The 12,162-nt window shown below is 60.0% G+C and carries 10 protein-coding genes and 1 pseudogene; 10 read left to right on the top strand and 1 reads right to left on the bottom strand.

Annotated features, from left to right (window positions below):
• The first annotated feature begins 82 nt into the window (after positions 1 to 82).
• Positions 83 to 1,597, top strand: coding sequence for an MFS transporter (locus ONB52_14275; protein MDZ7417300.1), 1,515 nt, complete (start codon positions 83 to 85; stop codon positions 1,595 to 1,597).
• 447 nt (positions 1,598 to 2,044) lie between these two features.
• Here ONB52_14275 and ONB52_14270 read toward each other — a convergent pair whose 3' ends face one another.
• Complete coding sequence (locus tag ONB52_14270; protein ID MDZ7417299.1) at positions 2,045 to 2,347, bottom strand: hypothetical protein; 303 nt, start codon at positions 2,345 to 2,347, stop codon at positions 2,045 to 2,047.
• A 182-nt stretch (positions 2,348 to 2,529) separates the two neighbouring features.
• On the opposite strand from ONB52_14270, the gene ONB52_14265 reads away from it, so the two are divergent.
• From ONB52_14265 to ONB52_14225, 9 genes and pseudogenes are all read left to right on the top strand, one after another.
• Positions 2,530 to 3,321, top strand: coding sequence for an enoyl-CoA hydratase-related protein (locus ONB52_14265; GenBank protein MDZ7417298.1), 792 nt, complete (start codon positions 2,530 to 2,532; stop codon positions 3,319 to 3,321).
• A gap of 75 nt (positions 3,322 to 3,396) precedes the next feature.
• On the top strand, positions 3,397 to 3,978 hold the full coding sequence (locus ONB52_14260; GenBank protein MDZ7417297.1) for a hypothetical protein: 582 nt from the start codon (positions 3,397 to 3,399) through the stop codon (positions 3,976 to 3,978).
• A gap of 296 nt (positions 3,979 to 4,274) precedes the next feature.
• A complete protein-coding gene (locus ONB52_14255) occupies positions 4,275 to 5,714 on the top strand; it encodes an aldehyde dehydrogenase family protein (protein ID MDZ7417296.1) in 1,440 nt (479 codons plus the stop codon).
• A 20-nt stretch (positions 5,715 to 5,734) separates the two neighbouring features.
• Positions 5,735 to 6,262, top strand: a complete 528-nt coding sequence (locus ONB52_14250) for a DUF1648 domain-containing protein (GenBank protein MDZ7417295.1) — start codon at positions 5,735 to 5,737, stop codon at positions 6,260 to 6,262.
• Positions 6,263 to 6,274: 12 nt separating this feature from the next.
• A pseudogene (locus tag ONB52_14245) lies at positions 6,275 to 7,475 on the top strand (aminotransferase class I/II-fold pyridoxal phosphate-dependent enzyme).
• A 300-nt stretch (positions 7,476 to 7,775) separates the two neighbouring features.
• A complete protein-coding gene (locus ONB52_14240) occupies positions 7,776 to 8,099 on the top strand; it encodes a DUF4258 domain-containing protein (protein MDZ7417294.1) in 324 nt (107 codons plus the stop codon).
• Positions 8,096 to 8,302, top strand: coding sequence for a DUF2283 domain-containing protein (locus tag ONB52_14235; GenBank protein ID MDZ7417293.1), 207 nt, complete (start codon positions 8,096 to 8,098; stop codon positions 8,300 to 8,302). The genes ONB52_14240 and ONB52_14235 overlap by 4 nt, the downstream gene beginning before the upstream one ends.
• 739 nt (positions 8,303 to 9,041) lie before the next feature.
• On the top strand, positions 9,042 to 10,226 hold the full coding sequence (locus ONB52_14230) for an acetyl-CoA C-acetyltransferase (GenBank protein ID MDZ7417292.1): 1,185 nt from the start codon (positions 9,042 to 9,044) through the stop codon (positions 10,224 to 10,226).
• Positions 10,227 to 10,930: 704 nt separating this feature from the next.
• The gene (locus ONB52_14225; GenBank protein ID MDZ7417291.1) at positions 10,931 to 12,109 is read left to right on the top strand and encodes a class I SAM-dependent rRNA methyltransferase; all 1,179 of its coding nucleotides are present in this window, start codon (positions 10,931 to 10,933) and stop codon (positions 12,107 to 12,109) included.
• The last annotated feature ends 53 nt before the right edge of the window (positions 12,110 to 12,162 follow it).

Raw genomic sequence — 12,162 nt, 5'->3', positions numbered from 1 at the left:
TGTGGGGCCGGCGGAAAAACTGCGGTTGGCACGCAGCCGGCGTGAGCAGAAAAACACCGCGACAATTTGCACGGACGCTGTCGTGATACTTGCCCCTTCCCAGAATCAACTGTCCGAGTCCCAGATAGAAGCCGGTCTGCGCGGCGTGCTCAAGGATGGTTTGACCACGCAGGCGATGTTGACCTTGAGCGGCGGCGCTTTTCTGGTGGATTTTGCCCTGCAGTTTGGCGCCTCCAATTTGCTGATTGGCATACTGGCCGCGATCCCCTTTTTGGCGCAGCTCGTGCAGGTGCCCGCGATTTATTTGATCGAAAAGCTGCGTGCCCGGCGCTTGATCTGCGTGTTGAGCTCCGGCGTGGGCCGCGCCTTTCTGCTGCTGGCGGCGGCCATCCCGTTTTTCTCGAGCGGCGGTGCGGCACTCGCCGCCCTGATTGCCTGCATTTTGATCTACGCCCTGTTCGCCGCGATCTCCGGCTGCAGTTGGAACTCCTGGATGCGTGATTTGATTCCGCTCGATCGTCTCGGCGGCTTTTTCGCCAGGCGCATGGCATGGATGGCGGGCTTCGGCATTGTGGTGAATCTGGCAGCCGCTGTCTTTGTCGATTGGTATGAAGCGCATGCCTTTGCCGCCAAAGTGTACGGCTACTCCGCCTTGCTGTTCGCCGGTGGACTCGCCGGCATGCTCGGGGTTTATTTCATCTCCACCATTCCCGAGCCCGCGATGACCGCGGAAAGCCGGCATCTGCCCTTTGCCGTGCTGTTGCGCCAGCCCTTCAAGGACCGCAATTTCAGAAGGCTGATCACCTTTCAAGGGGCCTGGAATTTCGCCATCAATCTCGCCGCCCCCTTTTTCACCGTCTACATGTTGAAGATGCTCGCGCTCGACATGCGACTGATCATCAGCCTGCAGGTGCTCAGCCAGGTGATGAATCTGCTCTTCTTTCGCATTTGGGGCAGGCTCGCCGACCGTTTCAGCAACAAATCCGTGCTCAGCGTCAGTGCGCCGCTTTACATGATCTGTGTTTTTGCCTTCACCTTCACCACCCTGCCGGACAAGTATGTGCTGACCGTGCCGCTGCTTATCTTCATTCACGTGTTCATGGGGATTGCCACGGCCGGCGTCACGCTGGCCACCGGCAACATCGGCTTGAAGCTGGCACCGCAAGGCCAGGCCACGGCCTATTTGGCCGCCAACAGTCTGATCAATTCCCTGGCCGCCGGCCTGGCCCCGATCCTGGGCGGCAATTTCGTGGATTTGTTCTCCGGTTATGCACTCTCGTGGACGTTGCGCTGGCGATCCCCCGCCGGTGAAGTCGCGATCGAAACGCTGGATTTGCAGCACTGGGATTTCTTTTTCATTCTCGCCTGCCTGCTCGGCTTGTATGCCATGCACCGCCTTGCGAAGGTGAAGGAAGTCGGCGAGGTGGAAGAGGAGATCGTGATCGTGGAGTTGATCGCCGAGGCCCGCCGTTTCATGTTCAGCCTGTCGACCATCGCCGGCTTGCGCGCTGCGCTGCAGTTCCCGTTTTCGCTGCTGGCGGGAGGCCTGAAAAAACGCAACAACGAAAATAACCGCCGCCAGGAGCTCTCTGGTTGATGGCCTGAACGCTGCGGGGTTGCCTCCTCTGCCTGGATTTGACAGGATCGTTTTACTCCCGGAATTTTGCACGCTGGCTCGCCGTTGCCCGCAAGAAATGCCGTGTTCACAAAGCGTCAACAGTTATTCCATGTCAAGCAAGACTTTTTTCGAATGTCGGGCGGTTTCGAAATTCGCCCGTTTGCCAAAAGCAACACGGCTTCCCTCCCACGAAATGGTTTTTCCGTGGCAGTTCTGCTGTCGTGGCCTGCTTTCGTGGGCGGATTTTGGGGGTTGCTCTTCAATCGAGGGGTGAATCTCTGCGCTGCTATGAACAGAGCGTTCCGAGCGGTGCTGCCGGTTGTCCTCCCTCTCATCTCAAGGCAGCACCAGGAAACAGCTTCAGCCAAGTGAACTGTTGGTGGCTGCGCCCGCAGGAGTTGACCGCACGGTTGCCGGCAAAATTTTTTACACACCCCTCGGGTGGCTGGCGGTCGCGATCAAAGCGGCGTCTCTCGCGGAGGAAATCAAGCCGGGTGCGATATGCAGGCATCCTGTGAATTCTGTCGCTCCCGAAAAACCTGGGGTGGGCGAGCGGTGGTTTGAAATTGCACCTTTCCTGCCCGGAAAGCGGGACATGATGCGGATCAGCGCATTGATCGAGCGTTTCCCGGTTGTGCCTGTCAGGCGCACAACGATCCGGGCAGCGGCTTGCGGGAGAAGGTTTGCGAGCATGCCCGGTTCTTCGAAATGCGGGATGCCGGTTTGCATGTCCAAACGCGGCGGGCACGGCCTCGCATCGTGATCCCAACCCCGGACCGCCATCCCCCCAGCCTTGACATTCACCATTTTTTTGACTATTTACTCGTGTCTTTGCGCGCGCATCTGTGTGTGAGTAGGCAGCATATCCCCGCAAACAATCCCGCTTTGCCAAATCAATCAAGGAGAAGGAGATGTCCGATAAGAAGCTGGTGAACTATTCCACCGATGGCGGTCTGGCCATCATCGAATTGACCTGCCCGCCGGCAAACACCTACACCTATGAGATGATGAAGCAGTTGGACGCCGCCATTCTCGATGCCCGCATGGATGACAGCGTGCATGTCATCCTTCTCAAGGGTGCGGGCGACAAGTTTTTTTGCGCCGGCGCCGACATCCGCATGTTGCAGGAGGTGACGCCACGCTTCAAATACTTCTTCTGTCTGCACGCCAACGAGACGCTGAACCGCCTGGAGCAAACTCCCAAACTGGTGATCGCCGCGTTGAACGGCCATTGCGTCGGCGGCGGTCTGGAAATCGCCATGGCCGCGGATATCCGTTTGGCGAAAAAGGGTGCGGGCAAGATCGGTTTGCCGGAGGTGACGCTGGGTGTGCTGCCAGGCACGGGCGGCACGCAGCGGCTGGCGCGTTTGGTTGGCAAGGCGCGCGCCCTCGAGATCATGACTACCGGCCGCATCTTTGAATTCGAAGAGGCCGAGCAGATGGGGTTGGTCAACCATGTTTTTCCCGCGGAAGGGTTCTGGGAAAAAGTGCTGGAATATGCCCGCCAATTCCTGCCGCCCAACAAGGCCAGCAAGGCGGTGGGCTTGATCAAGCGGGCGGTGCAATCGGGTCTGGAGGTTTCCTTCAGCGAGGGGCTGGCCCTCGAGCGCGAGCTGCAGCAACAGCTTTTCCAGAGTGAAGACGCCAGGGAAGGTCTGAGCGCCTACAACGAAAAGCGCAAGGCCAGCTTCGCGGGCAAGTGAAGCAGCCGCGGGCGGGTCTGGCGCCGGCCCGTCCCGGCCGGCACGCAGTCTGCCACAGCGGCAGGGCTGTAAGAGATGAGAAGGAAGAAGAACCGTTTTCAAGAGATTGCAGGCACCACCTGGCAGGTTTACGGACCCGGGGAGCAGGCGGCGGAGAATGAATTCGACCCCGGCGATTTTATTCTGACCCAGGGCACGCAATGGCACAATCGCGTGATCCGCTGGGGGCAGTCGCTGCGCCATCGCGGCCGCTATCGCAAATACATCAAATGGACGCATGCCGCATTGATCGTCTCACGCCAGGGTGATTTGATCGAAGCTGTGGGCTCGGGTGTGCGGCGCTCGCATCTGCGGGAATACAAAGACGTCGAGTACCGCATTGTGCACCTGGGCGGGATCGCCACCGATCACGACCGCGAGAAAATGCTCCGCTTTGCCGAATGGTGTCTGGGCGAAGAATATGGCTATGCCACCATCGCCAGCATTGGCATCAGCCTGCTGATGGGTGGCAAATTCAAATTCGGTTTCGACGGCCAGGCCATTTGTTCGGGATTGGTGGCGCGCGCCCTGGAGCGCACCGGCGCGATTTTCGACAAAGATCCTTCCCACATCCTGCCGGCTGATTTGGCACGCTATTTCAAAGTTGTTGACGAGTGATTCGTGTCTGACTGAAATCTCCGGCTTTTGATGAAGTGTTGCTGCAATGATCTGGCCGTTGCAGAACGATCCCGGAGGGGCATGCCCTGCAGCGTCGGAAAACCGCAGTGCAGCCCAAGTTGGAACGTCGCGAAGCGGCACGGGAAGGCCATCACCGGAAAGTTTTCCCGCACGGCCGGGTCCGGGCATTCAAGTTTCATCCCGTCACAGCCGGAGGGAACTGATTCGTACAGACACTCAGCCGCGTTCCCCGGCCTCGTGGCCGTGATCCCTGTCACTCATTTTGAAGAATCACCATGCTCACCAAACTCTTCATCAACGGAAAATGGGAGGAGGCGGCCAGCGGTCGCACTTTTCCCACCATCAATCCCGCCACCACGGAAGTGATTGCCCATGTTGCCGAAGGCGATGCGGCGGACATTGACCGCGCGGTGAAAGCCGCGGTTGCCGCCCTGGAGGGCCCCTGGGGCCGGATGGATGCCGCCCAGCGCGGCCGCATCCTTTGGAAGATGGGGGAGCGCATCCTCGCCCGCGCCGATGAACTCGCCCGCCTCGAAACCCTCGACAACGGCAAGACGATCACCGAATCCAGCCGCATCGATGTGCCTTATGCGGCAGACTTGTATTTTTACTATGCCGGCGCTGCCACCAAACTGGAGGGGCACACCATCCCGGTCAACGGGCCGTACTTCAACTACACTCTGCGCGAACCGCTCGGGGTGGTGGGGCTGATTGTGCCGTGGAACTTTCCCCTGCTGCTGGCTTCGCGCAAAGTGGCGGCGGCGCTCGCGGCCGGCAACACGGTGGTGTTGAAACCGGCGGCCCAAACACCGTTGACGGCGCTGGTGCTGGCGGAAATCGGCATGGAAGCGGGCCTGCCGCCGGGCGTGTTGAATGTCGTGCCCGGCCACGGAGCCACTGCCGGCGCCGCGCTGGTGAAGCATCCGCAAGTCGATGGCATTGCCCTCACCGGCGGCACAGCCACCGGCCAGCAGCTCATGCGCGACGCCGCCGCCACCGTGAAGAAGTTGCATCTTGAGCTGGGCGGCAAATCGCCCAACATTGTTTTCGCCGATGCCGATCTCGAGGCCGCAGCGCGCATGGCGCTGCTGGGCATTTTCTACAACAAGGGCGAAGTATGCACCGCGGGCTCCCGCCTGCTGGTGGAAAAACCGATTTACGACAGTTTCATGGCGAAGCTGCTCGAACGCGCGCAGAAGCTGCAGCCCGGGGATCCGCTCGATCCCAAGTCGCGTCTTGGCCCGCTGGTTTCCGAGGCGCAGTTGGCCAACGTCAAACGCTATGTTGAAATCGGCGAACGCGAAGGCGCCCGGCTGATCTGTGGCGGGCGGCCGCCGGAGCCGGCACCCGGCAAGGGATATTTCTTTCAACCCACAATTTTTGACAACGTCGCCCCGAATGCCACCATCGCGCAGGAGGAGATCTTCGGTCCGGTGCTCGCGGCCATGCCGTTTCACGATGGCGAGGAACTGCTGAAAATCGCCAACGGCACCATTTACGGACTGGCGGCGGCGATTTGGACGAAGGACATCAAGAAGGCGCACCGGCTCGCCCGGGCCCTGAAGGCCGGCACGGTGTGGATCAACACCTACAATAATTATGACGCCGCCATGCCTTACGGTGGCTACAAGGCCAGCGGCTTTGGCCGCGAGAGCGGCATGGAAGCGTTCGAGTTTTATTCCCAGTCGAAAAGTGTGTGGGTGGATCTGAGCTGAATTTTGCACGAGCATGCAGCATGGCAGCCATGAAAACGGCAGTCTCCCGGCCGGCAGAACGCCCGGTGCTGGCCCTTTCCCCCTCCCGCTTCGAGATTTTTCTCCGCTTCACGACTGCGCTGGGAATGCTGACATTCGTGTATCTGTTGATGAAGCACTTCCCAACGCTGCCCGACCGCATCCCGGTTCACTTCAACGCGGCGGGGGAAGTGGATGGCTGGGGCAGCAAGAGCCACCTGCTGGTGCTCTTTGGCCTGATTGTGGCCCTCACACTGCTGCTGACCATCCTGCGCCGCTTTCCCCACAAGTTCAACTATCTGTATCCCATCACCCCGCAAAACGCGGAGAAGCAATACCGTCTGGCGTGTGAGCTGCTGGCACTGCTGCAGACGGAAGTGGTTTGGTTATTCACCTATGTCGGTTGGCGGATGATCATACCCGCGCAGCAAGACGCCGGCAGGTTGAGCATTCTGTTCTTGCCGGTGATCATTGTGATCAATGTTGGCACTTTGATTTTTTATTTCGTCCGGTCCTCCCGAGCCCGCTGAAGAGAAACCGTCATGTCATTCGACCCCGCCAGCGAGATTCAAGATCTGTTGATGTTCGGTGAATTCGGGGATGTCAATCCCTCGATCACCGACAGCTCAACCTACACCTTTCGCAGTCCGGCGCGCATGCGGGAGGTGTGCGATCATGAAATCGAAGGCTGTTTTCTCTACTCGCGACAGTGGAATCCCATCAACCGCTATCTTTGCCGGGCGCTGGCAGCGCTGGAGGCCACGGAGAGCGCGCAGGTCACGGCTTCCGGCATGGCCACCATCTGCAGCACGCTGTTGCAGCTCTGCCAGGCGGGCGACGAGATCATCTGCAGTTGGACGGTGTATGGCGGCACTTATGCCCTGCTGAAGAATTTTCTGCCGCGCTACGGCATCACCACGCATTTTGTGAATTTTTCCGAGCCGGCGGAAATCGCGCGGGCATGCAGCCCCCCGCACCCGCGTGCTCTACACCGAGTTGATCAGCAACCCGTTGCTGCAAGTGGCCGATCTGCCGCGCCTGCGCCAGTTCGCCGACACACACGGTTTGACGCTGCTGGTTGACAACACCTTCAGTCCGATGGTGATAACCCCGGCGCGCCAGGGCGCCCACGTGGTGGTGCACAGCCTCATCAAATTCATCAACGGCACCAGTGACTGTGTCGCGGGCGGCATTTGCGCCTCGCACGCCTTCATCGAGCGCCTCACCGACATCAATCACGGCGCCACGATGCTGCTCGGTCCGGTGCTCGACAGCCTGCGCGCGGCAAGCATACTGAAAAATTTGCACAGCCTCCATATTCGCATGCAGCAGCACAGTGCCAATGCGCTGCGACTGGCCCGGCGCCTGCACGAGCTGGGGCTGGAGGTGCATTACCCCGGCCTGCCGCATCATCCCAATCACGCCCTGATGCAAACATTGATGAATCCCGGCATGGGGTTTGGCGGCATGGTGGTGGTGAATGTTGGCGATGAACAACGCGCCGACGCCCTGATGGTCAAAATGCAGGAGGAAAAAGTCGGCTGCCTTGCCGTCAGCCTGGGGTATTTTAAAACCCTGTTCAGCGCGCCGGGCAGCAGCACCTCCTCGGAAATCCCCGCTGAGCTGCAGGCAAAGATGGGCCTGAGCCGCGGTATGATCCGCCTGTCGGTGGGGCTCGATCACGACATGGAACGTTCACTCGCACGCGTGGAAAAATGCCTGCGGGAAACCGGCATCATCTGACGTCGCTGTGGCCCCGCCGGGAGTTGTGTCCCTTTGGATTTTTTGAGTCGGCGTGCCGAGCGGAGGCGTTACCGGAACTCAAATTGCAACCCGGTAGAACCGTTTCCGGCAGCGTGCAAGCCACTGCAGGGCAAAGGAGTTTTTGTTTTGTTTGAAAATTAGTGGCATTGGACATCTTGTCTGCGGGCAGGGATACCGGCGCCAGTGCACATATTACTGCGAGATTGCTGGGGAGCCGTGTCCCTGCTGCAAAGGTTGCCGATTGCAAGTGACATTGGCGTCGTCTCTGCATAGTATTTTATGGCTGCGGTCAAAGGGGGGGCGAATAGCGAGAGCATGGCGGAAACAAAATCCCTTACCAACTACCGCATCACTGACCACGCCCGCGACGAGATGGCTCGTTGTCAAATCACCGCGGCAGAAGTGGTCAGGGTGTTGGCCGCCCCGGAGCAGATCGAAACCGTGCGTGAAGGTCGTGAAGTTTATCAATCCCGGCTGCAAGCCGGCGACCCGCCCACAATTTATCTGCTGCGCGTGTTTGTAGATAGTGACCGCTTTCCCCCGGATGTGGTAACCGTGTATCGAAGCAGCAAAGTGGCGAAGTATTGGAGAACTGCAACATGAAAGTCATCTATGACCGCGCAACGGATACGCTCACGATTATCTTTGCCGAGACCGCGGTTGCGGAAAGCGACGAAGACAAGCCGGGAGTGATTTTGGACTACGATGCTGCCGGCAATTTGGTATCCTTGGAAATCCTCGATGCTTCCCGGCGGGTCGCTTCACCAAACCAGATTGAATATCAAATGGCTCCGATGCCGGCATGACCTGGCGGCTGTAGACATGCCATAATAACCTCATGCGGGTTGGGCGAGTTGCGTCGCGATGGCCGGGAGATGACTAACGCCTGGAGCCCGCCAGTAGAACAATGTTTCCGGCAGCGTGCAAGCCACTGCAGGGCAAGGCAATCGCCAGGCCGTCCTGCCGGGCACTGCGGCGGTGACGAGGCTGATGATCCCCCGCGAATGCTACTACAACGTCAAGTTTTGAAATCCGCTTCACAACTCAAAATGTCATTACGGATGAATCTTCCTCAGTACTGGGATTGAAGCCTGTTCCAGCATGATCCCAAGCACTCAAAAAGATTTTTTACAGAATGACATCTGAGGGTGGAGGTGGCAACTTGGCGTTGCACTGTTGGCCGCCCGGGAACCTATGGGGCCAGACTTGAGCTGGGGCAGGCCTGTCCCTGCCGCAGCATGATCGCGCGCCGCTCAAGCTTGCGGCAGCAATGGCCAGGGTTGCAACGCGCCTGAGGCGGCATGACGCGATCATCCCGGCCTGCCGGGTTGGGTTACAGCATGCAAACATTTCTGCGGGTGATCGTGTTGTTGTGCAGTGCAAGGGGGGATCGCATGGGGAAGCGAGTATTCCTGCCGAGCCCGGTGCGGGAGAACTGGGCGGCGGGGAGGGGAAGCCGTGTCCCCGCTGCGAAGGTGGTTTGCAAAATCATGCTGCGGTATGTGTTCACGATTAGTCCAGGCAAAATGAGGTGGTGAAATTTTCATGTTCCCCGACATTTTCATCCTTTCGGCGGTGCGCACCCCGATCGGCAAGTTTGGCGGCGTGTTTGCGGAAATGACGGCGCCTGAACTGGGCGCCATCGCCGCCAGGGCCGCGCTCGAACGCGCCCGATTGCAGCCCTCCCAAATCAATGAAGTGATCATGGGCAATGCCCGGCCGGCGGGTGTCGGGCCCAATCCGGCGCGGCAAATCGCCCGGCGCGCCGGCGTGCCCGATGAAATTCCCGCCTACACCGTGAACAAGGCTTGCGGCTCGAGTCTGCGCGCCCTGCTCAATGCCGTGCAGGCCTTGAAATGTGGTGACGCCGAAGCCGTCCTCGTGGGCGGCAGCGAAAGCATGAGCCGCGTGCCCTATTTGCTTACCAAGGCGCGCTGGGGCTACCGGCTGGGCCATGAGAAAGTCGTTGATGCCATGTATCAGGACGGTTTTCTCTGCCCGTTGTGCGGTCAAATCATGGGCGAGACCGCCGAAACGCTGGCCAAACAGTACAACATCTCCCGGGAAGAACAAGACCGCTACGCCATGGAGAGTCAGCACCGTTGCGAAGCGGCGCGCAAACAGGGCCGTTTTGCTGATGAAATCGTGCCGGTCGAAATCACGGTGGGCAGAGGGGAAAAGCAGATGATCACGGCGGACGAACATCCACGCGACGGGGTGACGATGGCAAGCCTGGCCAAGCTGCCGCCGGTGTTCAGCCGGGAAGGGACGGTTCACGCCGGCAATTCCTCCGGCATCGTTGATGGCGCGGCCGCGTTGGTGCTGGCCACCGAAGCCTTTGCAAAACGTCACCAGACTCCCGTGTTGGCGCGCGTGGCCGGTTATGCCACGGCCGGAGTCGATCCCGCCCTCATGGGCCTCGGGCCGGTGCCGGCGGTGCGCCGGCTGCTGGAGCGGCACCAGCTCCGTCTCGACGAGATTGATCTCATTGAATTGAATGAGGCCTTCGCCGCGCAGGTGCTGGCCTGTGATCGCGAGCTGCATTTCGACCGCGCGCGCTTGAATGTCAACGGCGGCGCGATCGCCCTCGGCCATCCCATCGGCGCCACCGGCGCGCGCATCACAGTGACCCTGCTGCATGAGATGCAAAAACGGCGGGCGAAACGCGGCCTTGCCACCCTGTGCATCAGCGGCGGGCTCGGCATTGCCCTGTTGCTGGAAAGGGTGTAGCACATTTTCATTTTGCAACGACTGCGCCCGGGCCACGTCTTCTCCCGCAAAATCGCCCTCCCACCAAAATGGTTTCTGTCCTCATGCACGGATGTTCTGATTGCGTGGGAGAATTTTTGGTGTGCCGCTCACGGCAGGGCTGCGCAGGAAATTTTCCCTCCGGCAATTTCCCGGCTTCGCGGGCACGGCGGTTGTCCCTAAAACAAGCACGGCCGTCATTCGGACACGCTCCCGGCAATGGCCGGGCCGTCGCGGGAATATTTTGCTTGCAGGCTTTCCGCGCCGGGGCAGACCGCCGATGGGTTGGTTGCTCGTGCATACAGTATTACCCCGGAAAAAACTATCATAATCGCGAAGATTTTTTGAACCGCCAAGGGCGCCAAGAACACAAAGAGAATGGCATGGCTGGCTTCACGCGTTGGGGTTGGCCTGGCAACAGTGTCATGCTTGAAAACGGCGCGAGCGCGGTTTACGAGGGGATCGCGAAGGATTGCCACCGACTCCATATGACGGCCAGCAGATCGATGCTGACTACCGCATTGACAGGCTTTGCGGTTTCACGGTAACAGATTTGGTTGCGGCTTGAAAGCCGCGCTGCGCAGGTGCAACCTACATCGGCATGGTTGACGCCAGAGCGGCCGGTTGGTGGTGGTTTCGCGCGGACACTTTCTGGCAGGCAGCGGTGAGGAGAAAGGCAATCCCACATGCCCAAGCTTTTTCTCAAACCTGGACGTGACCGTGCGGTGCGACGGTTTCACCCCTGGATTTTTTCGGGCGCGGTCGCCCGGCTGGAGGGCGCGGCCGAGCCTGGCGCGGTGGTGGAGGTGTACAGTGCCGAGGCTGCTTTCCTGGCGCGCGGTTTCTACAATCCCCGTTCCCAAATCGTTTGCCGGCTGCTCACCTGGCAGGAGCAGGAGATTGGCCGCGATTTTTTTCGCGAGAGGATCGCGGCCGCCTATCACAGCCGGCTGCGGCTGTGGCCGGCGGCCGAGGTCACGGACTCTTTTCGGGTGGTCAATGCCGAGGGCGACGGGCTGCCCGGCTTGATCGTGGACAAGTATGCGGATTTTCTGGTGGTGCAACTCGGCACGCTGGGCATGGCGGCGCGGCGCGAGCTGTTGTGCGAAGTGTTGCAGGAGGTGATTGCGCCACGCGGCATTTTCGAGAAGAGCGCCGGCCCGGCGCTGCTGGAGGAAGGCCTGGCGCCGACGGTGCAGGTGGTGCGCGGCGAGGCCCCGCCGGAGACCATCGTGATTCGCGAAAACAATTTGTGGTTTGAAGTGAATGTCAGCAGCGGGCAGAAAACGGGGTTCTTTTTGGATCAACGCGACAATCGCGCCTGGGTGGCGCGGCTGAGCGCGGGCCGCAGCGTGCTGAATGGTTTCGGTTACACCGGGGCGTTCTCCGTCTATGCCGCCAAAGCCGGCGCCCGCAGCGTCGTGACCGTGGATTCCTCCTCGGCCGCCGTGACGCTGGCAAAGGAGAATTTCCGGCGCAATAGCCTGGCGGTGCTGCCGGAAAATTTCGTCACCGCCGATCTTTTTCGCTACCTGCGCGAGACCACACAGCAATTCGATTTCATCATTCTTGATCCCCCCGCGTTCGCCCACCGCCAAAAAGAGGTTGACAACGCCGCCCGTGCCTACAAGGATATCAACCTGCAGGCGTTGAAGCTCATCGCGCCGGGCGGGTTGTTGCTCACCTGCTCCTGTTCGCAGCCGGTCTCACCCGAGCTGTTTCAAAAGATTCTTTTTGCGGCCGCGGTCGATGCCGGTCGCCGCGTGCGCATTCTCGGGCAAAGCGGACATGCCCCCGATCATCCCATCAGCCTGTATCATCCCGAAGGTCGTTATTTGCAGGCGGTGTTGCTGGCGGTGGATTGAAGGCCGGCGCAAAAGCAATCTGGAATTTTCCGTCGTGCTGCCTTCTGTTGGCG

Source organism: candidate division KSB1 bacterium (assembly GCA_034506255.1).
GTDB classification, from domain to species: Bacteria; Zhuqueibacterota; Zhuqueibacteria; order Zhuqueibacterales; family Zhuqueibacteraceae; genus Coneutiohabitans; species Coneutiohabitans thermophilus.
Note: the sequence above shows the minus strand (reverse complement) of the source record. Positions and strands in the feature narration are given on the sequence as shown.

What these genes read in the sequence shown, in the direction of transcription:
- ONB52_14260 (MDZ7417297.1), top strand. Translation starts at nt 3,397, where the DNA reads ATGAGAAGGAAGAAGAACCGTTTTCAAGAGATTGCAGGCACCACCTGG.
- ONB52_14255 (MDZ7417296.1), top strand. Translation starts at nt 4,275, where the DNA reads ATGCTCACCAAACTCTTCATCAACGGAAAATGGGAGGAGGCGGCCAGC.
- ONB52_14265 (MDZ7417298.1), top strand. Translation starts at nt 2,530, where the DNA reads ATGTCCGATAAGAAGCTGGTGAACTATTCCACCGATGGCGGTCTGGCC.
- ONB52_14240 (MDZ7417294.1), top strand. Translation starts at nt 7,776, where the DNA reads ATGGCTGCGGTCAAAGGGGGGGCGAATAGCGAGAGCATGGCGGAAACA.
- ONB52_14235 (MDZ7417293.1), top strand. Translation starts at nt 8,096, where the DNA reads ATGAAAGTCATCTATGACCGCGCAACGGATACGCTCACGATTATCTTT.
- ONB52_14270 (MDZ7417299.1), bottom strand. Translation starts at nt 2,347, where the DNA reads ATGCAAACCGGCATCCCGCATTTCGAAGAACCGGGCATGCTCGCAAAC.
- ONB52_14250 (MDZ7417295.1), top strand. Translation starts at nt 5,735, where the DNA reads ATGGCAGCCATGAAAACGGCAGTCTCCCGGCCGGCAGAACGCCCGGTG.
- ONB52_14230 (MDZ7417292.1), top strand. Translation starts at nt 9,042, where the DNA reads ATGTTCCCCGACATTTTCATCCTTTCGGCGGTGCGCACCCCGATCGGC.
- ONB52_14225 (MDZ7417291.1), top strand. Translation starts at nt 10,931, where the DNA reads ATGCCCAAGCTTTTTCTCAAACCTGGACGTGACCGTGCGGTGCGACGG.